24 protein-coding genes are annotated in these 22,474 nt (G+C 62.7%); 3 read left to right on the plus strand and 21 right to left on the minus strand.

Annotated elements, in window-relative coordinates:
• Positions 1 to 3 precede the first annotated feature (3 nt).
• From ccmI to ccmA, 9 genes are read right to left on the minus strand one after another with little or no spacing between them, the layout of a single operon-like run.
• Entirely contained in the window at positions 4 to 1,194 is a 1,191-nt protein-coding gene (gene ccmI, locus NMB38_RS14615; protein WP_110607606.1) for a c-type cytochrome biogenesis protein CcmI, read from the minus strand.
• Positions 1,187 to 1,663, minus strand: coding sequence for a cytochrome c-type biogenesis protein (locus tag NMB38_RS14620; RefSeq protein ID WP_027915975.1), 477 nt, complete (start codon positions 1,661 to 1,663; stop codon positions 1,187 to 1,189). Before NMB38_RS14620 ends, ccmI begins: the two co-directional genes overlap by 8 nt.
• On the minus strand, positions 1,660 to 2,196 hold the full coding sequence (locus NMB38_RS14625) for a DsbE family thiol:disulfide interchange protein (RefSeq protein WP_023533963.1): 537 nt from the start codon (positions 2,194 to 2,196) through the stop codon (positions 1,660 to 1,662). Before NMB38_RS14625 ends, NMB38_RS14620 begins: the two co-directional genes overlap by 4 nt.
• Complete coding sequence (locus tag NMB38_RS14630) at positions 2,193 to 4,166, minus strand: heme lyase CcmF/NrfE family subunit (RefSeq protein ID WP_177413044.1); 1,974 nt, start codon at positions 4,164 to 4,166, stop codon at positions 2,193 to 2,195. The genes NMB38_RS14625 and NMB38_RS14630 overlap by 4 nt, the downstream gene beginning before the upstream one ends.
• An 11-nt stretch (positions 4,167 to 4,177) precedes the next feature.
• A complete protein-coding gene (ccmE, locus tag NMB38_RS14635; protein WP_027915973.1) occupies positions 4,178 to 4,633 on the minus strand; it encodes a cytochrome c maturation protein CcmE in 456 nt (151 codons plus the stop codon).
• Positions 4,630 to 4,806: a heme exporter protein CcmD gene (gene ccmD, locus NMB38_RS14640; protein WP_023533952.1), complete on the minus strand. Its 177-nt coding sequence runs from the start codon at positions 4,804 to 4,806 to the stop codon at positions 4,630 to 4,632. The genes ccmE and ccmD overlap by 4 nt, the downstream gene beginning before the upstream one ends.
• Positions 4,803 to 5,570 carry a heme ABC transporter permease gene (locus NMB38_RS14645; RefSeq protein WP_132578752.1) on the minus strand — a complete coding sequence of 256 codons (768 nt, stop codon included), beginning with the start codon at positions 5,568 to 5,570 and terminating at the stop codon, positions 4,803 to 4,805. Before NMB38_RS14645 ends, ccmD begins: the two co-directional genes overlap by 4 nt.
• Before the next feature lie 45 nt (positions 5,571 to 5,615).
• The gene (ccmB, locus tag NMB38_RS14650; protein ID WP_027915971.1) at positions 5,616 to 6,284 is read right to left on the minus strand and encodes a heme exporter protein CcmB; all 669 of its coding nucleotides are present in this window, start codon (positions 6,282 to 6,284) and stop codon (positions 5,616 to 5,618) included.
• Positions 6,281 to 6,913 carry a cytochrome c biogenesis heme-transporting ATPase CcmA gene (gene ccmA / locus NMB38_RS14655; protein ID WP_027915970.1) on the minus strand — a complete coding sequence of 211 codons (633 nt, stop codon included), beginning with the start codon at positions 6,911 to 6,913 and terminating at the stop codon, positions 6,281 to 6,283. Before ccmA ends, ccmB begins: the two co-directional genes overlap by 4 nt.
• Before the next feature lie 168 nt (positions 6,914 to 7,081).
• Here ccmA and fliK point away from each other — a divergent pair, with 168 nt between their 5' ends.
• The 3 genes from fliK to NMB38_RS14670 all read left to right on the plus strand — a co-directional run bounded on the left by fliK (position 7,082) and on the right by NMB38_RS14670 (position 11,743).
• A complete protein-coding gene (fliK, locus tag NMB38_RS14660) occupies positions 7,082 to 8,632 on the plus strand; it encodes a flagellar hook-length control protein FliK (RefSeq protein WP_027915969.1) in 1,551 nt (516 codons plus the stop codon).
• A complete protein-coding gene (locus NMB38_RS14665) occupies positions 8,629 to 8,961 on the plus strand; it encodes an EscU/YscU/HrcU family type III secretion system export apparatus switch protein (protein WP_027915968.1) in 333 nt (110 codons plus the stop codon). Before fliK ends, NMB38_RS14665 begins: the two co-directional genes overlap by 4 nt.
• 73 nt (positions 8,962 to 9,034) lie before the next feature.
• Positions 9,035 to 11,743, plus strand: a complete 2,709-nt coding sequence (locus tag NMB38_RS14670; protein WP_132578753.1) for a dermonecrotic toxin domain-containing protein — start codon at positions 9,035 to 9,037, stop codon at positions 11,741 to 11,743.
• Between the two features lie 32 nt (positions 11,744 to 11,775).
• Here the strand turns inward: NMB38_RS14670 and NMB38_RS14675 are convergent, their stop codons facing one another.
• The 12 genes from NMB38_RS14675 to fleN form a co-directional block, all read right to left on the minus strand.
• On the minus strand, positions 11,776 to 12,171 hold the full coding sequence (locus tag NMB38_RS14675; RefSeq protein ID WP_023533917.1) for a DUF2802 domain-containing protein: 396 nt from the start codon (positions 12,169 to 12,171) through the stop codon (positions 11,776 to 11,778).
• 1 nt (position 12,172) lies between these two features.
• Entirely contained in the window at positions 12,173 to 12,652 is a 480-nt protein-coding gene (locus NMB38_RS14680) for a chemotaxis protein CheW (RefSeq protein WP_003254393.1), read from the minus strand.
• 4 nt (positions 12,653 to 12,656) lie between these two features.
• Positions 12,657 to 13,589, minus strand: coding sequence for a CheW domain-containing protein (locus tag NMB38_RS14685; protein ID WP_027915966.1), 933 nt, complete (start codon positions 13,587 to 13,589; stop codon positions 12,657 to 12,659).
• A complete protein-coding gene (locus NMB38_RS14690; protein ID WP_027915965.1) occupies positions 13,589 to 14,377 on the minus strand; it encodes a ParA family protein in 789 nt (262 codons plus the stop codon). The genes NMB38_RS14685 and NMB38_RS14690 overlap by 1 nt, the downstream gene beginning before the upstream one ends.
• A gap of 136 nt (positions 14,378 to 14,513) precedes the next feature.
• Complete coding sequence (gene motD / locus NMB38_RS14695) at positions 14,514 to 15,371, minus strand: flagellar motor protein MotD (RefSeq protein WP_028687986.1); 858 nt, start codon at positions 15,369 to 15,371, stop codon at positions 14,514 to 14,516.
• Between the two features lie 3 nt (positions 15,372 to 15,374).
• On the minus strand, positions 15,375 to 16,115 hold the full coding sequence (locus NMB38_RS14700; protein WP_027915963.1) for a flagellar motor protein: 741 nt from the start codon (positions 16,113 to 16,115) through the stop codon (positions 15,375 to 15,377).
• Positions 16,115 to 17,233 carry a protein-glutamate methylesterase/protein-glutamine glutaminase gene (locus NMB38_RS14705; RefSeq protein ID WP_132578754.1) on the minus strand — a complete coding sequence of 373 codons (1,119 nt, stop codon included), beginning with the start codon at positions 17,231 to 17,233 and terminating at the stop codon, positions 16,115 to 16,117. Before NMB38_RS14705 ends, NMB38_RS14700 begins: the two co-directional genes overlap by 1 nt.
• A gap of 47 nt (positions 17,234 to 17,280) precedes the next feature.
• Positions 17,281 to 19,512 carry a chemotaxis protein CheA gene (locus NMB38_RS14710; protein ID WP_027915961.1) on the minus strand — a complete coding sequence of 744 codons (2,232 nt, stop codon included), beginning with the start codon at positions 19,510 to 19,512 and terminating at the stop codon, positions 17,281 to 17,283.
• Between the two features lie 12 nt (positions 19,513 to 19,524).
• Positions 19,525 to 20,313 (minus strand): protein phosphatase CheZ, encoded by a 789-nt coding sequence (locus NMB38_RS14715; protein ID WP_023533920.1) that lies wholly within the window; start codon positions 20,311 to 20,313, stop codon positions 19,525 to 19,527.
• 20 nt (positions 20,314 to 20,333) lie between these two features.
• Positions 20,334 to 20,708 carry a chemotaxis response regulator CheY gene (locus NMB38_RS14720; RefSeq protein ID WP_161780420.1) on the minus strand — a complete coding sequence of 125 codons (375 nt, stop codon included), beginning with the start codon at positions 20,706 to 20,708 and terminating at the stop codon, positions 20,334 to 20,336.
• 105 nt (positions 20,709 to 20,813) lie between these two features.
• On the minus strand, positions 20,814 to 21,554 hold the full coding sequence (fliA, locus tag NMB38_RS14725; protein WP_023533945.1) for an RNA polymerase sigma factor FliA: 741 nt from the start codon (positions 21,552 to 21,554) through the stop codon (positions 20,814 to 20,816).
• Positions 21,551 to 22,384: a flagellar synthesis regulator FleN gene (gene fleN, locus NMB38_RS14730; protein WP_023533996.1), complete on the minus strand. Its 834-nt coding sequence runs from the start codon at positions 22,382 to 22,384 to the stop codon at positions 21,551 to 21,553. The genes fliA and fleN overlap by 4 nt, the downstream gene beginning before the upstream one ends.
• Between the last annotated feature and the right edge of the window lie 90 nt (positions 22,385 to 22,474).

Consider the following 22,474-nt stretch of genomic DNA (forward strand, 5'->3'; position numbering starts at 1 on the left):
CTCTTACGAATCAGGGCTGTCGATGATCAGGCGCTGCTGGGCCTGGGTCGTATTGGGCAAAGGCGCGCTCTGGCCAACCCACTCACCACGGGTCGGCTGCCCATCCTTGGAAACACGCGCAACCAGTTGGACTTCGGCGAAATCGGACAGTTTCATCTGCGCCATCATCGCATCCGCATCTGAAAGCTCGACCTCGATCGGCAATTGCGCCACCGTCACCCGCTTGGCGGCAAGCGGCATGGGCGGGCCACTGCTGGCGCGGGCGAAAATGAAGACGGTGTCCTGTGCCTTTACCTTGTCCCGCAAAGCCGGCGCCAATTCCACCCGCACCTTCAAACGCACCGCAGCAGGTGCCGGCACCTGAGCGGTCTGAGTGCCCAACCGCTCGGCCGCACGGTCAATGCCACCCTGCAATGCAGCGCGCGAAGCATCTCCTTGCGGCAACTGCGCCAACAACCGCTTCCAGTACGCGATAGCCTCCTGATAGCGCTCACCTTCAAATGCCGCAATTCCACGCAGGCCCAGGCTGGTGACCTCGTTGGGGTCGGCTTTGAGCGCTTCGTCAGTCAATGCCTGCAGTTGCGCACTCCAGCGCTTGTCGGCCGCGAAATACAGGGCCTGGGCCCACTGGCCCAGTAACTCGGGCTGGCGACCGGCCATGGCCACTGCGCGCTCGAACGTGCGGGCCGCCTCGGCAGGGCGTTGTTCGGCCATGTAGGCACGGCCCAGGAAGTACACGGCCTCGGCTGAATCAGGTTGTGCCTGGACCACTCGCTCCAGACGTGCCGTCATCTCTTCCATCGACTTCGGTGCCTGGGCAAATTCCTGGGTCAGGGCCACTTTGTCCGCCGCACCGAAGTGCAGGTACAGCCCCAACGCCAGCAGCGGCACCAGGACGGCTGCCAGCAACGGCAAGGCCTTGCCCAATTGACGCTGCCTGGCGGGTTCGGCGCCCTCGGTGTCGGCCAGCAACTCCCGGGCGGCTTCATCGCGGCCCTGACTCAATTGCAGGTCATCGAGCACACCCGATGCTTGCTGCGCGGCCAGCGCGTCGATGCGTTCCTGATAGAGCGCCACGTTGAGCGCTGTTCGGTCTTGCTCCTGCTGGCGGCGATGGCCACGCAGGATCGGGATCAGCAGAAAGCTGAGGGCCGCGAGCAGCAACAAGCCCGCGCTAAGCCAGAATTCAGTCATGGGTACGTTCTTTTTCCAGCAGGTTGGCCAGCCGTGCGCGCTCCTCGGCTGACAATTCATCAGTGCCTTGCACGGACGCCAGGCGACGACGCCGTACAATCACCGCCAATACGGCAAACCCGCCGGCCAGCAGAATGCCCGGGCCGAACCAGAGCAACCAGGTCCGGCCGCTCAGCGCCGGCTTGTAGCGCACGAAGTCGCCATAACGGTCCACCATGAAGTCGACGATTTGCTGGTTGCTCTTGCCCTCCCCCAGCATGCGGAATATTTCCCGGCGCAGGTCAGCCGCAATGGGTGCGTTGGAGTCGGCGATATCCTGGTTCTGACACTTGGGGCAGCGCAATTCCTTGGTCAGTTGCTGGTAGCGCTCACGCTCGGCCTGGTCACGAAACTGGTAGGTATCGATGGCGGCCTTGGCTACCCCACCCACGCACAGGCTCAAGGCCAGGGCTGCGAACCAGCGCTTCATGGTGTCGCCTCGTCGAGCAGCGCCTGGTAGCGTGGCGCCAACTGTTCTCGCCAAACGCTGGCATCGACCACGCCCACATGCTTGTACCGAATCACGCCATCGCCATCGATCAGGAACGTCTCCGGCGCACCGTACACACCCAGGTCCAGACCTAGGCTGCCCTGCTCGTCGCTGATGTCGAGCAGGTAGGGGTTGTGGAACTCGGTCAGCCACTTCTGCGCTGCGGCGTTGTCGTCCTTGTAGTTGACCCCGTAGATGACCACACCCTGGGAAGCCAGCTGGTTGAGATAAGGATGCTCGACTTTGCACGACGCACACCAGGTGGCCCAGACGTTGACCAGCGCAGGCCGGCCCTGCAGGTCTGCCTGGGTAAGCGTACGGTCGCCCTGGGTGGAAGCCAGCGAAAAGACCGGGAACGGTTTGCCGATCATTGCCGAGGGCAATTCATCGGGCTTGAGAAACAAACCCTTGTACAGGAACACCGCCACCAGCAGGAACACCGCCAGGGGCACCACCATCAACCAACGTTTCATGCAACTGCTCCAGACACGCCCAGGGCCTCACGCACCCGGGACTTGACCTTGACGCGGTAGCGCCGGTCGAGGGCCGCCAGCAATCCGCCCAGGCCCGTCAACAGACCGCCCAGCCAGATCCAGCGAACAAAGGGCTTGATATGCACACGCACCGCCCAGGCACCGTTTTCCAAAGGCTCCCCGAGGGCCACGTACAGGTCGCGGGTAAAGCCTGCGTCGATCCCGGCCTCGGTCATCATCGACTGCTGCACGGTATACAAGCGTTTCTCCGGGTGCAGGGTGGCCACAGGACGACCCTCGCGGCTGACCACCACTGTGCCCTTGTCGGAAATGAAGTTGGGCCCTTCGAAGTGCCTGGCGCCCTGGAACAGGAATTGATAACCGCCCAGCTCCACGCTTTCGCCCGGGGCCATTCGCAGATCACGCTCGGCGCTATTGTTGCTCGACAGCACCACCCCGAGGGCACACACCGCAAGCCCCAGGTGAGCGACCTGCATCCCCCAGTAACTGCGCCCCAGCCCAGGCAGCCCCTTGAGCAGCCCTTTGTGGCGCGTCTTGTCGAACACATCGCGCAGCCCTCCGAGCACCACCCAGGCAGCCAGAGCGAACGTGGTCAGTACCTGCCAGTCGAAATCGTCGACGATCAGACCCGCCACCGGGGCCAGCACGGCGCTGCCGACGAGGACCGGCGTCATCATGCCCAGCAGCCACTTGCCAGGCGTATCCTTCCACCGCACCACTACCCCTACCCCCAGCACCAGCATCAACAGTGCCATCAGCGGCAGGAACAGGGCATCGAAATAAGGCGGGCCTACCGAAAGCTTGGCGCCGGTCAGGGCGTCGAGCACCAGCGGGTACAAGGTGCCTAGCAGGATCATCGACGCTGCAACCACCAGAACCAGATTGTTCGCCAGCAGCAGGGTTTCGCGCGACCACAGGGCGAACCCCACCTGGCTCTTGACCACCGGCGCACGCAGGGCGAACAGGGTCAGCGAGCCGCCGACCACGAACAGCAGGAAGAACAGAATGAAAATGCCGCGCGAGGGGTCGGCGGCAAAGGCATGCACAGAGGTGAGCACCCCGGAACGCACCAGGAACGTCCCTAGCAGGCTCAGTGAGAACGCAGCGATGGCCAACAGAACGGTCCAGCTTTTGAACACCCCGCGCTTCTCTGTCACCGCCAGGGAGTGGATCAGCGCCGTCCCTACCAGCCAGGGCATGAACGATGCGTTTTCCACCGGGTCCCAGAACCACCAGCCACCCCAGCCCAGTTCGTAGTACGCCCACCAGGAACCCAGGGTGATACCCACGCCCAGGAAGGCCCAGGCTACCAGGGTCCAGGGCCGCGACCACCGGGCCCAGGCGGCATCCAGACGCCCGCCGAGCAAGGCGGCGATGGCAAAGGCGAAGGCGACCGAAAAGCCGACATAGCCCATGTACAGCATTGGCGGATGCACGATCAGGCCAATGTCCTGCAGCAGCGGGTTGAGGTCACGGCCATCGACAGGCACCTGAGGCAGCAGGCGCTGGAACGGGTTGGAGGTGATGATCAAAAAGCTCAGAAAGCCCACGCTGATCATGCCCATGACCGCCAGCACCCGGGCGAGCATCACCTGGGGCAATTGCCGCGAGAACACCGACACGGCAAAGGTCCAGCCCCCCAGAATCAGCGCCCAGAGCAGCAGGGAGCCTTCATGCGCCCCCCAGACCGCGCTGAACTTGTAGTACCAGGGTAATGCGCTGTTCGAGTTGCTGGCCACGTAGGCAACCGAAAAGTTGTCGGTCATGAAGGCGTGGGTCAGGCACGCGAACGCGAACGTCAGGAAGGCGAACTGCCCCCAGGCTGCGGGCCGCGCCAGGCTCATCCACAAGCTGTCACCACGCCACGCCCCGAGCAGCGGCAGGCTGGCCTGCACGGCAGCGAAACAGATGGCCAGAATCATCGACAGTTGACCGAGTTCAGGTATCACCAACGCTGCGTTCATGGCCGCTCCCCCGTCTGGGCTGCCGCCTGGCCGCTTTCCTTCAGCGCCTTGCTGACTTCAGGAGGCATGTACTTTTCGTCATGCTTGGCCAGCACTTCGTCGGCCACCACCACGCCGTCGCCGTTGAGCTTGCCCAAGGCCACGATGCCCTGCCCTTCACGGAACAGGTCCGGAAGGATGCCGCGGTACGTGATGGGCACGGACTTGTTGAAATCGGTGACCACGAAACGCACGTCCAGCGAGTCGGAGGAACGTTGCACCGAGCCCTGTTCGACCATGCCGCCAGCGCGGATACGCGTGTCCAGCGGAGCCTCGCCATTGGCGATCTGGGTGGGGGTGTAGAACAGGTTGATGTTCTGTTGCAAGGCAGTGAGGGCAAAGCCCACGGCAACCCCCACGCCGACCAGCAGACCGATGATGAGCAACAGGCGGTTCTTGCGCTGCGGATTCACTGCGTTTTCTCCCGGCGCAAGCGGCGCGCCTCTTCTTGCAGGTAACGGCGCCGGGCCAGCACCGGTACGGCGACGTTGAGCGCCAGCACAGCGGCGCAGATGCCGTAGGCCGACCACACATAAAGGCCGTGATGACCCATGGCGATAAAGTCGCCGAAACTGGCGAAACTCATGGCACGGCCCTCCCATCCAGGCTGTTCGATACCTCTTCCTTCACCCAACTGGCACGCGCCTCGCGCTTGAGCACCTCAAGGCGCATGCGCATCAGAAGCACCGCGCCGAAAAAGCAGTAGAAGCCCAGCGCCGTACACAACAGCGGCAACCACATGTCGGCGGGCATCGCGGGCTTTTCGGTCAGGGTGAAAGTGGCGCCCTGATGCAGCGTGTTCCACCACTGGACCGAATACTTGATGATGGGGATGTTCACCACCCCAACGATGGCCAGCACGGCGCAGGCTTTCGCCGAGCTGTCACGATTACTGATTGCCTGGCCCAGCGCAATGATGCCGAAGTACAGGAACAAGAGGATGAGCATCGAGGTAAGGCGCGCATCCCACACCCACCAGCTGCCCCAGGTTGGCTTGCCCCAGATGGCCCCGGTCACCAGCGCCACGGCGGTCATCCAGGCGCCGATGGGGGCGGCGCATTGCAGGGCGACATCGGCCAGCTTCATCTTCCACACCAGCCCCACCACACCGGCCACCGCCAGCAGGACATAACAGGACTGCGCCAGCATCGCTGCCGGGACATGGATATAGATGATGCGAAAGCTGTTGCCCTGCTGGTAGTCCTGGGGCGCAAAGACCAGCCCCCAGACCGTGCCAACCACTAGCAATACAACGGCAGCGATGGACAGCCAGGGCAACATGCGCCCGCTAATGGCGTAGAACCATTTCGGAGAGCCCAGCTTGTGAAACCACGTCCAGCTCATTTTCATCAGGGTGCATCCAGGGTATTGGCCAGGCTTCAAAGCCCAGGCTCGTTATTCGCCGACGCTGATTTTCAGGCCGGCGGCGATCGCAAAGGGTGCCAGGGTCACGGCCAGGGCCGTCAGGCTGGCGAGCCAGAGCAGGTGGCCAGCGGCGGGCATATTCTGCAACGCCGCCTGCAAGGCACCACTGCCCAGGATCAATACAGGGATATACAACGGCAGGATCAGCAACGCCAGCAACAAACCGCCGCGCTTGAGGCCGACCGTCAGCGCGGCGCCCACTGCGCCCAACAGGCTCAATACCGGCGTACCCAGCAGCAGCGAGCCCAGCAGTACCGGCAGGCAGTGCCCTGGCAAGCCGAGCATCAGCGCCAGCAAAGGTGCCAGCAACACCAGCGCAAGCCCGGAGAACAACCAGTGCGCCAGCACCTTGGCCAACACCATCAGTGCCAGCGGATGCGGCGAGAGTACCCACTGCTCCAGTGAACCGTCCTCGAAATCGCTGCGAAACAGGCCATCGAGCGATAACAACACCGCCAGCAATGCGGCCACCCACACCAGCCCCGGGGACAGGTTCTGCAACATCTGGGTCTGCGCGCCAACCGCCAAGGGGAACAAGGCCACCACGATGGCGAAGAACACCAGCGGGTTGGCAAGCTCCGCAGGACGGCGGAACAGCAACCGCGCCTCGCGCCGCAACAACAGGGTGAAGACGCTCATGCTGCCCATTGCCCCAGGTTGAGTTCTCGGTAGCCCGCAGGCGTGTGGGACAAGGTGTGGTGGGTGGTCAGCACCACGGTGCCACCGTGTTCGCAATGGCCGGCCAAGTGGGCCTCCAGGTCCGCGACGCCCTGTTTGTCCAGGGCAGTGAACGGTTCGTCCAGGATCCACAACGGCGCAGCTGCCAAGTGCAGGCGCGCCAGGGCCACGCGGCGTTGCTGCCCTGCCGACAAAGTATGGCAGGGCACGTCCTCGAAACCACGCAGCCCAACGGCAGCCAGGGCCTGCCAGATCTGTTCGCGGCTGGCTGGACGGTGCAGCGCGCACAGCCAGGTCAGGTTCTCTTCGGCCGTGAGCAGTTCCTTGATGCCCGCAGCATGGCCAATCCACACAAGGATGCTGGCCAACGCATGCCGCTGTTCATCCAGCGGACGGCCACCGAGCAGGATCTGACCGGCGGTCGGCTGCATCAGGCCAGCCAGCAGGCGCAGCAGGCTGGTCTTGCCGCTGCCGTTGGGGCCGCTGATCTGTAGCATGTCGCCGGGCCGCAGCTCGAAGGCAAGGTGCTCGAACAGCAGACGCCAGTCGCGCTCGCAGGCCAGGCCCACGGCTTGAAGATGAAGGGTCACGGTTTCGCCTTATCGTTCTAGGGTTCGGGTGACGGTGCCCGGAGCCCGGAGCCCTGCCACTCAAGTCGCCCGATGCGCTGCCGTTACAGTGGCAACTACGGGCGGGCGGCATTATTACATGCACAGCCCTGCTGCCAAGAGGCTGAGCGCCTAAGGTTGTATACAATCATGACTGAAATCAATAGTCTCGGCCCGCAAACCGTCAATGGAGCCCAAGCGATCAAGGCTGCCATGACCGGCGAATTGCTGCGCCTCACCCAGGCTCAACCGGGTTTGCTGAGCCCTGGGGAGACGGCGCAGGCCGAGGTGGTTGCCATGCGCCAGACTGGCCAGGAGTTCCAGTTGGTGTTGCGCTTGCTGCAAGCCAACGGTCTGCAGACTCAACTGCAAGCCAGCGCCAGCCAGCCTTTGCCCCAGGGCAGCCAAGTGACCGTCAGCCAACCCGAAGCCGGGCGTCTGGCCATTTTGCTGCAGCAGGCCAGCGCTAGCCAAATCGCAACCCTCACCCGCCTGGATACTACGCAGGTACCGGTCGGTACCCTGGTGCAGGGTAAGGTCATGACCAACCAACTACTCCCTGAAGTACCGGGTCAGCCTGCAAGCTACCGGGCGCTGGTGAGCCTTCTCAATACCGCCCAAGCCGGTGCCGTGCTGGCCGTGGACAGCCCCCGACCATTGGCAATCGGCAGCCTGCTCAGCGCACGGGTACAGGGCGACCAGTCGCTGCAGTTCGTCCCCCTGGCCGGCAGGCAGGATCAATTGGGCATCGCCCAGCACCTTGGCAGCCAGCAGAACCGTCAGGCGTCGCTGCCGGGCCTGCTGGCCGGTTTGCAACAGTTGGCACGCGACGCCGGGACTGACAGCGCGCTGCGCACGACCGTCGAACGATTGCTTGGCGCGCTGCCGACAGTCCAGCAACTGGGGGATGCCAAAGCCGTTGCTCAGGCGTTGCTCAACAGCGGCGCCTTTCTCGAGGCCAAGTTGATGACAGGGGCGACAGCCACGCTGGCCACTGACCTCAAGGCAAACATGCTGCAATTGATCAACCAGATCAGTGCCAGTAGCGCCCTCGGCACACCAGCGGCGAGCGTGGCCGCGGCCATGCCCGCCCTGGTCCGAAACGCCCTGGGCATGCTGGAGCGGGTAAGCCCCAAACCCCAGCCCGGCGCGTTCCCCCTCCCCTCCAGGTTATTGCAGGCGATGGAAGAAGAAGGGGACCTGGAACAGCTGCTGCGCCTGGCAGCAGCCGCCGTCTCTCGCCTGCAAAGCCACGCCATGAGCAGCCTGCAGCAAAGCGGCACGCTGGAAAACGGCAACCTGCAGACCACTTGGCAGACCGAAGTGCCCATTCGCCATGGACAGGATTTCGTGCCCTTGCAAATCAAGCTTCAGCGCGAAGAGACACCTCAGCAGCAAGCCGACCGCGAGCGTGAGGCGCCTGAAACGCTGCAACCGTTGTGGCGTATCGAGCTGGCTTTCGATCTGCCGCCGCTCGGGCCGCTTCAAGTCCAGGCCCAGCTGACACAGGGCCGTCTGAACGGCCAGCTGTGGGCCGAGCGCGAACAGACCGCCCGCCTGATCGAAGGGCAGCTTGGCGCGCTGCGTGAGCGCCTGCTGGCCCGCGGTCTGCTGGTCGATGATCTGCACTGCTACCCCGGCAGGCCTGCACAAGGCTCACGTACCAGGGTCGAACAACGTTGGGTGGATGAAAACGCATGAGTAACCCTAACCCGCGTCAGGCCGTGGCGCTGAGCTACGACGGGCAGCAGGCGCCGACACTGAGCGCCAAAGGTGACGATGAGTTGGCAGACGCCATCCTGGCCCTGGCCCGCGAACATGAAGTGCCCATTTATGAAAACCCTGAGCTGGTTCGTTTACTGGCGCGTCTTGAACTGGGCGAACAGATCCCTGAGGCGCTGTATCTGACCATCGCCGAAGTCATCGCTTTCGCCTGGCAGCTGCGCGGCAAAGTACCACCGGGCTTCGAGGACACCCCGGCTGAGCCGAGGGACATTACCCCGGCGCACTTGCGTTTGCCTGAAGGGTAGTAGTTGGCTACGACCCAAAACTGCAGGCGCATCGACACTGTATCGGCTCTATCCACTACATGAGTCGATAACCATGGCTACTACCTTCGTCAACTCAGTCGGCCAACGGTACGTGCGTAATCACCTGCGCAACATACCGCGCCCAGATCGCCAGGCCGCCGCTGCTATACGCGAGTGGGCTCAGCGGCAAGGCCATGACCTGGATCCGGATCAGACGGATGTCGTCACCTTGCACTACCGGGGCGATGAGGCCGTCGTGATGCAACGGCTTTCGCTGACCCAGGCAGTGCTGTCGAACTGGCAGGGGGAAACCTGCAAGAATCTGTTGGGGCAGCTGCTTCCTGGCGAGTGGGCAGGTCACATGCCATCGCGCCCGTTCAAAATCGTCAACCGCCTGCCCGAGAATAGCGTGCTGGACAACAGACCTGCCTATTCGGTCTTCAATGGGCTGTTCCGCAGAACCCAACCCGCACGCTACGACAGCTCGACCCACCTGCCCATCGACGTCGAAGCCATGCAGCACGCCATCTGGGAGCTGGATTTTCACACCCGTTTCGTCGCCATGCTCGACGATTACTGGCACAACGCCCGTGACAGCCACCAGCAATGCCTGCAAATCGGCTTCGTAGCGGCTTGCAACAAGCAAGTGCAAGAGGGCTCGCTCAGCGACACGGCGCGCCAGATGCTCTGGGAAGCAGCAGGCCTGGCGCCTCGCGCTACCAGTCTCAGAATCCGGGCGCTCAATGTCTATGGCTACACAGCCACCGACCTGATCGCAATCGCTGACCAGCACAGGCGCGGGGTGGTGCTGTACCTTCCAGGTAATGCCTCGCCTTTCCATGAGTTCGCAAGCCTGGACAGCATGAAAGACTGGTTTGGTGACCAGTGCCGCGTTGCAGAGAAGCGTGAGGCACTGCGCCGATATTTCCGGCTAGCCGATACGCCAGACGGGCTGGACTTCAGCGGCTTGGATACGGCGCTCGAGGGGTTAGGCGCCTATCCTGCCGTTTATCATCGATCGCCCAATCGTTCCGGTTTCACAACCGATGGTCAGTGGCCGCCGCGGCAATACGTCTACTACAAGACCAAACAGTACAGCCCGTCGATCAAGGATGACTTGTTTGCCGTGCTTACTGAGCGTCAGCGCGTGCGCAGTTACGCCGATGCGGACTTCATCATCACCAGTGACCAAGCCGTGACCAAGGCAAAATGGCGAGGCTATGTGCTCACCTCGATCAATTTACTGGCACCACTGGCGATCGTGATTCCTGCCCTGGCACCTATGCTTGCGTTGGCAGGCGCCGCTCAGTTTGGCTTGGGCCTGGATCAGGCCATCAATGGCAAGACACTGGAGGACAAAGCGCAGGGCGTCAGCAACACGGTTTACGGACTGTTCAACGCCCTCCCCCTGGTTGGCGAGGCCACGACGCGCGCAACAGAAGTGTTCTGCGCACAACGCTCGCGCTTCTTCACGCCCATCCGTTTGAACGACCAATTGGGCTACCCGCTGAGCCCGATAAACCCACCGCATTTTTCCGAGCCGGAGATCGGTGATTTCTTCGGCGATGCGCTGCAGCCCGTGCCGGCTGACGATAGCCCGGTCGCGCGCTCCATCATCCGAATACCTGTCAGTGAGCAGGGACCCGCGCAGCTGCAAGGGGAAATCGGCGGTTACAACGCAAACGTGCTGTACGACAGTGAACACGATGCTTTCATCGTCGATGATGCAGTCAACGATGTGGACCCAACCTATTACCAGGTGACCCCGGGCCGTCGTGGCCTTACCCCAGTGGATATCACGACGCGCCCGGTTACCGACGAAATGCGCTCGGCAACGCTCAGGGGCCTTGGTATTGATCTGCCATTACCGCTCGATATCCCTGCCGTCGACCACTCGGCGGCTCAGCCTATTCCCAAAACCATTTCCAGCCTATGGGTAGGCAACAAGATCATCGCGCCTGAGCTTGTAGACAACTTGGCCGCCAACGCAGAGCGCCTGAGCAACAGCAATTACACTTACCGCCTGTACTTGTCCAAGGCAGAACCCCAGGCCTTTGAAGCCAATCGGCAACTGCTCAATGAACGCGCGCCCAGGCTTGAAGTGCTGCCTTTGGAGGAGCAGCCGTTCTATGCGCACTTCACTGAAAGCGTGAACTTCGAGCAATACCAGCATGCCACCAGCGATCCTGGGGCCAATTACGCTTCGGCATCGGACATCTTGCGCTATTCAATGCTCGACAGTTTGGGGGGCATCTACATGGATGTCGACGATTCGCTGCTACCCCATCCCGAGGCACCGCAGGACCCTACTCGCGCTGCTATTGAAACCGTCGAACTGGCCACGACACAGGACGGTTTCATCCTGGGTGACCCTACAAACAACGATACGCTCGGCATGCACTGCCACTACAACACCAACATGATTGGCACTCATCCTTCAAACCCCAACCTGCAGGCGATCAGCGATCTCATGCGCGAACGCTACCAGGCCATGCCAGACTTTTATCAGCACAGGCCCATCACCGGCACTGCCGGTTTCAAGGCGTATGCCAGACGCCTGAATCACTTGACGGGCCCCGCAGTGCTCAATGATGTGATCGATCAGCACTTACCCCGGCTCTACCGCTTGCGCCAACTCACCAACCTGCACACATTGCCACAGACCAAACCGCTGTTTCTGACCATTGGCAAGACGCAGGCGGTAAAGGCGGCGATTACCCACGACTTGGCACTGGGCAATGTTGCACAAGTGGGCAACTACCATTCGTGGGGCAAACCTTGAAACGCACAGGGCGACTTGCGCCGCCCTGATGTTCAGTCGTTGCGATGCAGCTTGCTCATCAGCTCGGCCTCGGCCTGGGTCAGGCCGCAGGTTTCGGTGAGTTCCGACACGCTAGCGCCCATGCCGACCAGCCGTGCAGCCTGGGTGAAGGTGACGCTGCTCGGGTCACGCTGCTCCAGCCGTTCCAGCCGGTCGGGCAGCGTGGCCACCGCACCGCGCAGCTCATGGATGGCGTCGCCCATGCGCACGGTGACGTTCTGGTAGTCATCGAGCCGCTTGCCGAGGTCCTTGATACGCTGGTCGCGCAAGGCATCGCCAATGGCCTGCTGCGCAGCCAGCTCGCGCTGACGCTTGGTGTAGTTCAGGAAGAACCACAGGCTCAAGGCCCACAGCAGGGCCAGTAAGATGACGCCGACCTCGAAAATCAAGTCAGATGTTCTCCAGTTCCGACCACTCTTCCTCGGTCATCATCTTGTCCAGCTCGACCAGAATCAGCAATTCGCCATTCTTGTTGCACACGCCCTGGATGAACTTGGCCGATTCTTCGTTGCCGACGTTGGGCGCGGTTTCGATCTCGGACTGGCGCAGGTACACCACCTCGGCGACGCTATCGACCAGAATGCCGACCACTTGCTTGTCAGCTTCGATGATGACGATGCGAGTGTTGTCGGTGACCTCGGTTGGCATCAGCCCGAAGCGCTGGCGCGTGTCGATCACGGTCACCACGTTGCCGCGCAGGTTGATGATACCCAGCACATAGCTGGGCGCACCCGGCACCGGGGCGATTTCCGTGTAGCGCAGCACTTCTTGTACCTGCATCACGTTGATGCCGTAGGACTCGTTGTCCAGACGGAAGGTAACCCACTGCAGGATCGGATCTTCAGAACCTTGTGCGGACGACTTTTTCATTCCCCTACCCCTTGAAATCCGCCTTTGGCGGTGTGTTCGGTGTGATGTGCTGTTTGGCGTGCAACTGCTTGACGGCGCCGCTGGCGATCAACTCGGCCAGCTCCGCCACGTCCAGCAGTGCACACATGTGTTCAATGACCGTGCCGGCCAGCCACGGCCGCTGGCCCCGCTGGCTACGCCACTTGATCTCGGACGGGTCCAGGCGCAGCGAGCGGCTGACCTGATGCACAGCCAGCCCCCACTCGTAGCCCTGGACAGAAATGACGTATTGCAGGCCTTGGCGGAAATCATCGCGGTAGCGGTCAGGCATGACCCAGCGCGCGGTGTCGAGCACCTTGAGGTTGCCAGCCTGGCAGGTGAGGATGCCCAGGAACCACTCGGGCTGCCCGAACAGCGGCGTCAGCTCGCGGTCGGCCAAGGTGTAGATCGAACCCAGGCACACCAGCGGCACGGCCAGGGTCAGGCCGGCCACATCGAACAGCAGGCACTCGAACGGCTCGGCAGCCCAGGCCGGGCGCCCATCGACGGTGGCCGGCGGTACGGGCACGTCCGGTGCAGGCAGGTGGACGTCCACCAGGGGCATTGCCGGCTCCACAGCCGGGGTATCAGTCAAGACCGGGATGCTGGCCTCGGCCACCACTGCCTGTTCCACCACCGCCACCACGGGCGGCTGCACAGGTATGACGCTAGGCAACACCGCAAGCCTGGGCTCGGCGAACGGCCGCTCAGGTGCGGGCGGCGCCGGTTGTGCCTGCGTGGCCTGGCCAGGCTGACGCGCATCGCGGGCCTGCTCCTGGCGCACCGCCAGGGCGAAGTCATCTGCCGCGCCTGGCGGTGGCGGCGTCTCCAAGGGCTCGGTGGCTTCCTGGAGCAGACCGTCAAGATAGGACTGCAGGGCCAACTGGGGCTTGCTGCTCACTTGCCGTGTTTGTGTCATCAGGCCACCTGCGCCGCGGGCTTGTAGGTCAACAAGTGCTTGAGCAGCGCCCGATAGGCCACCAGCCCTCGGCTCTTGTTGTCGAATTGCGACGGCGTGACGCCCTTGCGGCTAGCATCGCGCAGCCGCGTGTCCACGGGAATGTAGCCCTGCCATACCTGTTCGCCGTAGGCATCGCGCAGCAACTTGAGCGTTCCCAGGGACGCCTGGGTACGTCGGTCGAACAACGTCGGCACGATCTGGTAAGGCAGCGCCTGGCGCCGGGAGCGGTTGATCATGGCAAGGGTGCCAACCATGCGCTCAAGTCCCTTGACGGCCAGGAACTCGGTCTGCACCGGGATGACCAGTTGCTGGCTGGCCGCCAGCGCATTGACCATCAACACCCCTAGCAAAGGGGGGCTGTCGATCAATGCGAAGTCGAAGTCTTGCCACAACTGCGCCAGACTCTTGGCGATGACCAGCCCCAAACCGTTCTGACCGGGCGATTGACGCTCCAGCACAGCAAGGGCAGTGCTAGAGGGAAGCAATGAAATGCGCTCGTCACTGGTTGGCAACAGCAACTGCCCCGGCAGCCCGTCCGGAACGCTGCCCTTGTGCAGGAACAGGTCGTAGCTGCTGTGCTCCAGCGCATCGGGATTATGCCCGAAATAGCTGGTCATCGACCCATGCGGATCAAGATCGACGACGATTACACGCTTGCCGGCGTCGGCCAGAAGGCCAGCCAGGGCGATGGTGGTGGTGGTCTTGCCGACGCCACCTTTTTGATTGGCTACTGCCCAGACTCTCATCAGGCAAACTCTGTCCGTGGGTGAGGCAGGGCGCGTGGTGTGCCCGCTGCCTTGCTGGAAAATGAAAGGCGTGGATGGCTGTCGGTCAGGCGCCGTGCATGGACATCCGCCAATGGGGCGACAGAGAATTGACGAGTCACTGGCCTGCCACCGCTGCTGAGCTTGCCGGTGCACTTTGTGTGCCAGCCCGGCGCAGTGCAGCATCAGGCGTGGCATTGGCAGCACCGGTACTGGTCAGGCTGCGGCGCACCTCAAGGTTGCGGGATATCACCAGTACCACGCGCCGGTTACGGGCCCGGCCCTCGGGGGTATCATTGCCCGTCACGGGCTGATACTCGCCGTAGCCCACCGAGGCCATACGCCCAGGGTTCACGCCGCCCATGGCCAACAGCCTGACGATACTGGCGGCACGGGCCGAGGAAAGCTCCCAATTGGTCGGGTATTGCGCCGTACGGATAGGCTGGTTATCGGTGAAGCCTTCGACGTGAACCGGGTTGGCGAAAGGCTTGAGAATGGCCGCCACCTTGTCGATGATGGCGAATGCATTGTCACTGGGCATGGCATCGCCACTGCCGAACAGCAACGAGGAATTGAGCTCGATCTCGATCCACAGCTCGTTACCCCGGATCGTCATCTGATCACCCTTGATGAGGTCACCAAAGGCGTCGCGCACTTCATCGGCGATGGTCTTGAGCGGGTCGTTGCTGGCGGCCGTCAGGCCAGCGTCAGACTGCTCGCTGTCCTTGACCAAGGGCTGGGCAGGTCGCACGGTCAGCGGGCGCTCATCCCCGATGGGAATGGGCCTCATGCTGCGCTCAGGGTCGTTGAACACGCCCAACAAGGCTTGGGACACCACCTTGTACTTGCCCTCGTTGACCGAGGAAATCGAATACATCACCACGAAAAAGGCGAACAGCAAGGTGATGAAGTCGGCGTAGGATACCAGCCAGCGTTCGTGGTTTTCCGGCTCCTCGGCATGACGGCGACGACGCATGGGCTACTCCATGAAGCCTTGCAGCTTCAGCTCGATCGAGCGCGGGTTCTCGCCTTCGGCAATGGACAGCAGGCCTTCGAGGAGCATTTCCCGGTAACGCGACTGGCGCAGCACCAGCGCCTTGAGCTTGTTGGCGATGGGTAACAGGATCAGGTTGGCGCTGGCGACCCCGTAGATGGTCGCCACGAAGGCAACGGCGATGCCGTTGCCCAGTTGCGCCGGGTCGGCCAGGTTGCCCATGACGTGAATCAGCCCCATCACCGCGCCGATGATTCCGATGGTCGGAGCGTACCCGCCCATGCTCTCGAAGACTTTGGCAGCCTGCAGGTCACGGCCCTCCTGGGTCAGGAAATCCACTTCGAGGATACTGCGAATGGCTTCGGGCTCGGCGCCGTCGACCAGCAACTGCAAGCCCTTGCGCGCGTAAGGGTCAGGCTCGCCATCGGCTACCCCTTCCAGCCCGAGCAGGCCTTCCTTGCGCGCCGTGAGGCTCCAGTTCACCACGCGATCGACCCCACCCGGCAGATCGACGCGCGGTGGAAACAGGATCCAGCGCAGGATCTGCAAGGCCCGCTTGAACGAGGAGAGCGGCGATTGCAGCAAGGCTGCCGCCAGGGTACCGCCCAATACGATCAGCGCTGCCGGCCCATTGATCAGGGCGCCCACATGGCCGCCTTCGAGGAAGTTACCGCCCACGATGGCGACAAAAGCCAGGATCAGGCCAATCAGGCTGAGCACGTCCATCAGACGCACGCCTCCACCAGGTGCCGGCCAATATCGTCGAGGCTGTACACCGCATCGGCCAGGTTGGCCTTGACGATCGCCATGGGCATGCCATAAATCACGCAGCTGGCTTCATCCTGTGCCCACACCGTGCTGCCACCCTGCTTGAGCAGGCGCGCCCCTTCCCGGCCGTCCGCGCCCATGCCCGTCAGTACCACGGACAACACCTTGTCGCCATAGGACTTGGCTGCCGAGCCAAAGGTAATGTCCACGCAGGGCTTGTAGTTGAGCCGCTCGTCACCGGGCAGAATCTTCACGGTTCCACGGCCATCGATCATCATCTGTTTGCCACCGGGGGCCAACAGCGCCAGCCCGGGGCGCAGGATGTCGCCATCTTCGGCTTCCTTGACGCTGATCCGGCACAGCTTGTCCAGGCGCTCTGCAAAGGCCTTGGTGAAGGCTGCCGGCATGTGCTGGATGAGCACGATCGGCGCCGGGAAATTGCCTGGCAATTGCGTGAGCACGCGCTGCAAGGCCACCGGTCCCCCGGTCGAGGTGCCGATAGCAACGAGCTTGTAAGGCTTGCGCTTGGGCGCAGGCGAATGGGCAGCCGCCGGCCTGACGGGGGCAGCGGTGCTGCGCACCGGTGCCGGCGCTGCAGCGCTGGTTGCTGTTGTGGGCGTCGGCGCGGGGGCGGCAGCGGGCGCGACCGCCGGGCGGACGTAACTGGCCATGCGGCGATTGCTTCGCGACAGGGTATGCACCTTCTCGCACAGCATCTGCTTGACCTTCTCGGGGTTGCGCGAGATGTCTTCGAAATTCTTCGGCAGGTAGTCCACCGCCCCGGCATCGAGCGCATCGAGCGTGACCCGAGCGCCTTCATGAGTGAGCGATGAGAACATCAGCACAGGTGTCGGGCACCTTTGCATGATGTGCCGCACCGCCGTGATGCCATCCATCATGGGCATCTCGTAGTCCATGGTGATCACATCGGGCTTGAGCGCAAGCGCCTGGTCGATCGCTTCCTTGCCGTTGGTTGCAGTGCCCACTACCTGGATCGTCGAGTCCCCCGAGAGGATTTCCGAGACACGGCGGCGGAAGAAACCGGAATCATCCACCACCAGGACCTTGACTGCCATAAACACTCCGTTAGGCGGCGCCCCCGGCCAAGGGGGCGCCACCGAGATCAAATACGCCGCGCGGCGTAACGCTTGAGCATGCTCGGGACGTCGAGAATCAGCGCAATGCGACCGTCGCCGGTGATGGTGGCCCCGGACATCCCCGGAGTGCCTTGCAACATCTTGCCCAGAGGCTTGATTACCACTTCTTCCTGGCCCACCAGTTGATCGACGACAAAGCCGATGCGCTGGGTGCCGACCGACAGGATCACCACGTGACCTTCGTGTTGTTCTTCATGCACCTGGCCCTGGACCAGCCAGCGCTTGAGGTAGAACAGCGGTAACGCCTTGTCCCGCACGATCACCACTTCCTGGCCATCGACCACGTTGGTGCGCGACAGGTCCAGGTGGAAGATCTCGTTGACGTTGACCAGCGGGAAGGCGAACGCCTGGTTGCCCAGCATCACCATCAGGGTGGGCATGATCGCCAGGGTCAACGGGACCTTGATGACGATCTTCGAGCCCTGCCCCTTGGCCGAGTAGATGTTGATCGAGCCGTTGAGCTGGGAGATCTTGGTCTTGACCACGTCCATGCCCACGCCCCGCCCGGAGACGTCGGAAATCTCGGTCTTGGTGGAAAAGCCCGGGGCGAAGATCAGGTTGTAGCAGTCCGACTCACTCAGGCGGTCGGCGGCGTCCTTGTCCATCAGGCCCTTTTCCACGGCCTTGGCACGCAGTACGTTCGGGTCCATGCCTTTGCCGTCGTCGGAAATCGACAGCAGGATATGGTCGCCTTCCTGCTCGGCAGACAATACGACGCGCCCCGTGCGCGCCTTGCCCGCGGCCTCGCGCTCATCGGGCATTTCCACCCCATGGTCCACGGCGTTGCGCACCAAGTGCACCAGCGGGTCGGCCAGCGCCTCGACCAAGTTCTTGTCCAGGTCGGTTTCTTCGCCCACCAGTTCAAGGTTGATCTCTTTCTTCAACTGCCGCGCCAGGTCACGCACCAGGCGCGGGAAGCGGCCGAACACTTTCTTGATCGGCTGCATGCGCGTCTTCATCACCGCCGTCTGCAAGTCGGCGGTGACCACGTCGAGGTTCGACACGGCCTTGGACATGGCTTCATCGCCGCTGTTCAGGCCCAGGCGTACCAGACGGTTACGCACCAGCACCAGTTCGCCGACCATGTTCATGATCTCGTCCAGGCGCGCGGTATCGACCCTGACGGTCGTTTCCGCTTCGCTGACCGCGTGCTTGTCGGCACTCGCCGCTGGCGCCCGCGGGGCTGCGGCAGGCTTGGGCGCTGCAACCGGTGCCGCCGCGCCAGCAGGACGGGCGATCGCCGGCGCCTCGGCCCTGGCTGGGGCTGCGGCCTGAACACTGGCAGGTGCATCGACGGCAGCCACGTCGCCATTGAACTTGCCCTTGCCATGCAGCTGGTCCAGCAACGCCTCGAACTCGTGCTCACTGATGTCGTCGCCAGGGATGGCAGATGTTTGCTCGACAGGCGCCGCCGCCTTGGCTGCGGGCAAGGCATCGGCCTGGAACGTGCCTTTACCATGCAACTGATCCAGCAGCGACTCGAACTCGGCGTCGGTAATTTCATCGCTGGCCGGCTCGGCAGCGGCAGCCACCGGCTGGGCCGTCACTTCGGCACTGAACTGGCCCTTGCCATGCAACTGGTCGAGCAGCGACTCGAATTCGGCATCGGTGATGTCGTCACCCTGGCCGCTGACCGGCTCGGCAGGCATCTGCTCGGCCGCCGCCTGGGCTTTGACTGCGTCGAGCGAATCGAGCAGTTGCTCGAACTCGCTGTCGGTGATGTCAGCTTCGGTAGCTTGCGCAGCCTGCTGCACGGGCGCAGGTTCAACCGGCACGGGCACAGCCGGTGCCGGGGCCGCTTCGGCGCTGCCGGGCTCTGCCAGACGCGCCAGGGCTGCCAGCAGTTCGGGCGTGGCCGGTGTGACCTCGCTGCGCTCACGCACCTGGGCGAACATGCCGTTGACGGCATCCAGTGCTTCGAGCACCACATCCATCAGTTCTGCATCGACCCGGCGCTCACCTTTGCGCAGCACGTCGAACACGTTCTCGGCGATATGGCAGCACTCCACCAGCTCATTGAGCTGGAGGAAGCCGGCGCCCCCTTTTACAGTGTGGAAACCGCGAAAAATTGCATTGAGCAAGTCGGCATCGTCAGGGCGGCTTTCAAGCTCGACCAGCTGCTCGGACAATTGCTCAAGTATTTCACCGGCTTCTACCAGGAAATCCTGAAGGATTTCTTCATCGGCGCCGAAGCTCATCAAAGGTGCTCCTTAAAAACCCAGGCTGGATAGCAGATCATCGACATCGTCCTGACCGGACACGACGTCTTCACGCTTATCGGCATGAATCTGCGGACCTTCACCCCGAGTCGGATGTTTTTCTCGATCTTTTTCTGCGCGCAACTGATCCTGGTCATGCTGGATGCCTGCAAAGCGGTCGACCTGGCTGGCCATCATCACCAGTTTCAGCAGGTTGCTTTCCACTTCGGTCACCAACGCCGTGACGCGCTTGATCACCTGCCCGGTCAGGTCCTGGTAATCCTGGGCCAGCAGGATGTCGTTGAGATGGCCAGCCACCTTGCGGTTACCTTCGGCGCTGTGCGCCAAGAAACCGTCGACGCGCTTGGCCAGGTCGCGAAACTCCGTGGCGTTCACTTCCCGGCGCATGAAGCGCTGCCAATCGGCACTCAGCGCTTTGGCTTCGCTGGCCAGGTCGTTGAGCACAGGCGTGCTTTCCTCGACCAGGTCCATGGTGCGGTTTGCCGCCCCTTCGGTGAGCTTGACCACATAGGACAGGCGTTCGGTGGCGTCGGTAATCTGCGACACCTCTTCGGCCTGGGGTATGGTCGGGTCGATCTGGAAACTGACGATGGCGCTGTGCAGTTCGCGGGTCAGCTTGCCCACTTCCTGGTACAGCCCCCGATCGCGGGTCTGGTTCAACTCGTGAATGAGTTGCACCGCCTCGCCGAACCGTCCGCGCTCCAGGCTTTCGACCAACTCCTGGGCATGCTTTTTGAGGGTCGATTCGAACTCGCCCAATGACGTGTGTGATGAACTCATGGCGCGCCCCCTGACGTGACTCAGCCGTTGACGCGTTCGAAGATCTTCTCGATCTTTTCTTTGAGCACCTGGGCGGTGAACGGCTTGACCACATAGCCATTCACGCCTGCCTGGGCGGCCTCGATGATCTGGTCGCGCTTGGCTTCCGCGGTCACCATCAACACCGGCAAGCTCTTGAGCTTGTCGCTGGCGCGCACTTTGCGCAGCAGGTCGATACCGGACATGCCCGGCATGTTCCAGTCAGTTACCAGAAAATCGTAATGGCCATTTTCGAGCATGGGCAGCGCCGTCATGCCGTCATCGGCTTCGCTGGTGTTGGTGAAGCCCAGGTCACGCAGCAGGTTCTTGATGATGCGCCGCATCGTCGAAAAGTCGTCGACGATGAGGATTTTCATGTTTTTGTCCAATTAGACCTCCAAGCAGTCTCAAACGCGCTCGGCCCCGAGCGCGCACTCAATCGATTCGGTACAACGTGGAAAACGGCAACGACGGCGGCGGGCTCAACGGGCCCGCCATTCCCCCAGGCGGCTGCGCAGGCGCGCGGCGCATTGGCTGTGCAACTGGCTGACCCGCGACTCGCTGACCCCCAAGACCTCACCGATCTCCTTCAGGTTCAGTTCCTCGTCGTAGTACAGCGCCAGCACCAGGCGCTCACGCTCCGGCAGGTTGGCGATGGCCTCGGTCAACGCGACCTGGAACCGCTCTTCCTCCAACCCACGGGCAGGCTCGGCCTGGCCGCTAACGCCGTCCTCATGCAAGCCTTCGTGCTCGCCGTCCTGCAACAGGTCGTCGAAGCTGAACAGGCGGCTGCCCAGTGTGTCGTTGAGAATCCCGTAATAATCATCGAGGCTCAACTTGAGTTCGGCAGCAACTTCATGATCTTTAGCGTCGCGGCCGGTTTTGGCTTCTACCGCGCGCATGGCGTCGCTGACCATGCGGGTGTTGCGGTGCACCGAACGCGGCGCCCAGTCGCCTTTGCGCACCTCGTCGAGCATGGCGCCGCGAATGCGGATGCCGGCATAGGTCTCGAAGCTGGCGCCCTTGCTGGCGTCATACTTGTTGGCGACCTCGAGCAGACCGATCATGCCCGCCTGGATCAGGTCCTCGACCTGCACGTTGGCAGGCAGTCGCGCAAGCAGGTGATAGGCGATGCGCTTGACCAGCGGGGCATAGCGCTCGATCAGCTCATATTGCGCGTCCTTCGAGGCGCGGCTGTACATCTTGAAGCCGCTGGCGCTCATGACATCGAACCTGCACTGGTCGGCTGCACCAGGCGTTCGACGAAGAACTCCAGGTGGCCACGGGGGTTGGCAGGCAGCGGCCAGCTGTCGACCTTCTGCGCAATGGCCTTGAAGGCCAAGGCGCATTTGGAGCGCGGGAACGCCTCGTACACGGCACGCTGTTTCTGCACCGCCTTGCGCACGCATTCGTCGTAAGGCACGGCGCCCACGTACTGAAGCGCCACATCCAGGAAGCGGTCGGTGACCTTGGTCAGCTTGGCAAACAGGTTGCGCCCTTCCTGGGGGCTCTGGGCCATATTGGCCAGCACCCGGAAGCGATTCATGCCGTAATCGCGGTTGAGCAGCTTGATCAGCGCGTAGGCATCGGTGATCGAGGTCGGCTCATCGCACACCACCAGCAGCACTTCCTGAGCCGCGCGCACGAAGCTGACCACCGAATCGCCGATGCCGGCCGCAGTATCAATCACCAGCACATCGAGGTTGTCGCCGACTTCGCTGAACGCCTGGATCAGACCCGCATGCTGGGCAGGCGCAAGGTGCACCATGCTCTGGGTGCCCGAAGCGGCCGGGACGATGCGCACACCGCCCGGGCCCTGCAGCATCACATCGCGCAGTTCGCAACGCCCCTCGATGACATCGGCCAGCGTGCGCTTGGGCGCAAGGCCCAGCAACACATCGACATTGGCCAGGCCCAGGTCGGCGTCGAGCAGCATGACCCTGCGGCCCAGCTCGGCCAACGCCAGAGACAGATTCACTGAAACATTTGTCTTGCCGACGCCACCTTTGCCACCGGTCACGGCGATCACCTGTACGGGATGCATGCTACCCATGTCTGTTCTTTACCTTGTCTCGCTGGGACTCATGCCACACGAAGGGCAATGCTGCGTACCCCTTGGCATAGCTACCTTGCACACATTTCA

The sequence above is a fragment of the Pseudomonas sp. FBCC-B35 genome (assembly GCF_059133755.1).

What these genes read in the sequence shown, in the direction of transcription:
- NMB38_RS14705 (WP_132578754.1), bottom strand. Translation starts at nt 17,233, where the DNA reads ATGGCAGTCAAGGTCCTGGTGGTGGATGATTCCGGTTTCTTCCGCCGC.
- NMB38_RS14670 (WP_132578753.1), top strand. Translation starts at nt 9,035, where the DNA reads ATGGCTACTACCTTCGTCAACTCAGTCGGCCAACGGTACGTGCGTAAT.
- fleN (WP_023533996.1), bottom strand. Translation starts at nt 22,384, where the DNA reads ATGGGTAGCATGCATCCCGTACAGGTGATCGCCGTGACCGGTGGCAAA.
- NMB38_RS14720 (WP_161780420.1), bottom strand. Translation starts at nt 20,708, where the DNA reads ATGAAAATCCTCATCGTCGACGACTTTTCGACGATGCGGCGCATCATC.
- NMB38_RS14625 (WP_023533963.1), bottom strand. Translation starts at nt 2,196, where the DNA reads ATGAAACGTTGGTTGATGGTGGTGCCCCTGGCGGTGTTCCTGCTGGTG.
- NMB38_RS14710 (WP_027915961.1), bottom strand. Translation starts at nt 19,512, where the DNA reads ATGAGCTTCGGCGCCGATGAAGAAATCCTTCAGGATTTCCTGGTAGAA.
- ccmD (WP_023533952.1), bottom strand. Translation starts at nt 4,806, where the DNA reads ATGAGTTTCGCCAGTTTCGGCGACTTTATCGCCATGGGTCATCACGGC.
- NMB38_RS14645 (WP_132578752.1), bottom strand. Translation starts at nt 5,570, where the DNA reads ATGAAAATGAGCTGGACGTGGTTTCACAAGCTGGGCTCTCCGAAATGG.
- ccmB (WP_027915971.1), bottom strand. Translation starts at nt 6,284, where the DNA reads ATGAGCGTCTTCACCCTGTTGTTGCGGCGCGAGGCGCGGTTGCTGTTC.
- NMB38_RS14700 (WP_027915963.1), bottom strand. Translation starts at nt 16,115, where the DNA reads ATGGACGTGCTCAGCCTGATTGGCCTGATCCTGGCTTTTGTCGCCATC.
- fliA (WP_023533945.1), bottom strand. Translation starts at nt 21,554, where the DNA reads ATGAGCGCCAGCGGCTTCAAGATGTACAGCCGCGCCTCGAAGGACGCG.
- motD (WP_028687986.1), bottom strand. Translation starts at nt 15,371, where the DNA reads ATGCGTCGTCGCCGTCATGCCGAGGAGCCGGAAAACCACGAACGCTGG.
- NMB38_RS14685 (WP_027915966.1), bottom strand. Translation starts at nt 13,589, where the DNA reads ATGACACAAACACGGCAAGTGAGCAGCAAGCCCCAGTTGGCCCTGCAG.
- NMB38_RS14620 (WP_027915975.1), bottom strand. Translation starts at nt 1,663, where the DNA reads ATGAAGCGCTGGTTCGCAGCCCTGGCCTTGAGCCTGTGCGTGGGTGGG.
- NMB38_RS14680 (WP_003254393.1), bottom strand. Translation starts at nt 12,652, where the DNA reads ATGAAAAAGTCGTCCGCACAAGGTTCTGAAGATCCGATCCTGCAGTGG.
- NMB38_RS14715 (WP_023533920.1), bottom strand. Translation starts at nt 20,313, where the DNA reads ATGAGTTCATCACACACGTCATTGGGCGAGTTCGAATCGACCCTCAAA.
- NMB38_RS14665 (WP_027915968.1), top strand. Translation starts at nt 8,629, where the DNA reads ATGAGTAACCCTAACCCGCGTCAGGCCGTGGCGCTGAGCTACGACGGG.
- NMB38_RS14690 (WP_027915965.1), bottom strand. Translation starts at nt 14,377, where the DNA reads ATGAGAGTCTGGGCAGTAGCCAATCAAAAAGGTGGCGTCGGCAAGACC.
- ccmI (WP_110607606.1), bottom strand. Translation starts at nt 1,194, where the DNA reads ATGACTGAATTCTGGCTTAGCGCGGGCTTGTTGCTGCTCGCGGCCCTC.
- fliK (WP_027915969.1), top strand. Translation starts at nt 7,082, where the DNA reads ATGACTGAAATCAATAGTCTCGGCCCGCAAACCGTCAATGGAGCCCAA.